The 1,325-nt window shown below is 73.6% G+C and carries 3 protein-coding genes; 1 reads left to right on the top strand and 2 read right to left on the bottom strand.

What is annotated here, in order from left to right:
- The coding region (gene istB / locus P1P70_RS44730) for an IS21-like element helper ATPase IstB (protein ID WP_319248249.1) at nt 1–580 on the top strand (580 nt) is incomplete at its 5' end.
- On the opposite strand, the gene P1P70_RS44725 is transcribed toward istB, so the two are convergent.
- Nucleotides 564–749, bottom strand: coding sequence for a hypothetical protein (locus tag P1P70_RS44725; protein ID WP_319248247.1), 186 nt, complete (start codon nt 747–749; stop codon nt 564–566). The two genes, istB and P1P70_RS44725, sit on opposite strands and share 17 nt — an antisense overlap.
- A gap of 207 nt (nt 750–956) precedes the next feature.
- On the bottom strand, nt 957–1,325 hold a 369-nt coding region (locus tag P1P70_RS44720; RefSeq protein WP_319248245.1), incomplete at its 5' end, for a WYL domain-containing protein.

Genomic DNA, 1,325 nt, shown 5'->3' with positions numbered 1-1,325 from the left:
GCAGCCGCCGGTCGAGGGGCGGGTGCGGCAGGCCGGGTTTCCGGCGCGGAAGCTGTTGGAGGAGTTCGACGAGGGACACCCGCGCTCCCTCGACCGGCGGCTGCTGGCCCGACTCGGCACGCTGGACTTCCTCGACACGGGGCGGAACGTGGTGTTCGTCGGCGCCCCCGGCACCGGCAAGACGCATCTGGCGATCGGGCTCGGCGTACGGGCCTGCCAGGCCGGACACCGGGTGCTGTTCGCGACGGCCACGGAGTGGGCCGCACGGCTGGCCGGGGCACGGGCCGAGGGCAGGCTCGCCGAGGAACTGTCCGCCCTCGACGCCTGCCCCCTGCTGATCGTCGACGAGGTCGGCTACCTCCCCTTCGACACGGACACCGCCCGGCTCTTCTTCCAGCTGATCGCGCACCGCTACGAGCGGGCCTCGCTGATCGTGACCAGTGACCGCCCGCTCGACCGCTGGGAGGAGATCTTCGGCGGGGCCGCCCCGGCGATGGTGGACCGCCTCGCGCACCACGCCGAGACCCTCCTCCTCGAGGGGGACAGCTACCGGCTGCGGCGCCCTACTTCAGCAGGCTGACGTTCTGGATCAACGGCCCCTCCACGCCGATGCCCTCACCCACCAGAGTGCCGAGCTCGGGGAGGGGCAGGGGCGGGTTCGCGGCGGCCGGCGCGGCGAGCGCGCCCACCAGGACGACGGCGACGGCGGAGACGGCGGATGCGGAGAGGAGTGCGGTGAGCGGGCGCATGCGTACGTGTGGGCCTTTCGAGCGCAGGAGTCGATCTCGATCGGACACAGGGTGGCTGCCCCGCGTCACGGGAGTCGATGCGCCGGGGGACCCGCGCTCGCCCGTGCGGGGGAAAACCGGTCGTGGCCTGCATGAAAGCCGGCGTACGCCCGAACGGGTGATCTCCGGGAGGCGGTTTGATCAACAGTGTCACCCGGATTCGGTGGGTCAGGTCGCGTCGTCCGCCAGTTCCGCGACGCCCGTGATCCGGTGGAGCGGGAAGGTGCGGACCTCGTCCGCCGTGTGGTCGTACGCCGTCACGAAGCCGCCCTCGACGCGGACCGGCGCGATGACGCGCTGGCTGGCGGAGCCCTCGGCGTTGACGTAGCCGATCCAGAGGGCCTCACCGGTGAGGACGGCGGCCTGCATCGTCGCGAGGGTCTCGGCGGAGCCCGTGCGGGGCAGGGTGCCCGGAGGGGTGGCCGGACCGCCGGGGGTCCTGCGGGGCGTGGTGGAGGCGAGGTCACCGGCGCGGATGGCCCGGATCGCGGCGCCCAGCAGGGTGTCGTCCGGGGCAGGGGGGCCGTCCGGGACGGT

It is taken from the genome of Streptomyces sp. MB09-02B (assembly GCF_033794485.1).
GTDB lineage: Bacteria > Actinomycetota > Actinomycetes > Streptomycetales > Streptomycetaceae > Streptomyces.
The sequence above is the reverse complement of the archived record's forward strand: the minus strand, read 5'-3'. Positions and strand labels throughout refer to the sequence as shown.

What these genes read in the sequence shown, in the direction of transcription:
- P1P70_RS44725 (WP_319248247.1), bottom strand. Translation starts at nt 749, where the DNA reads ATGCGCCCGCTCACCGCACTCCTCTCCGCATCCGCCGTCTCCGCCGTC.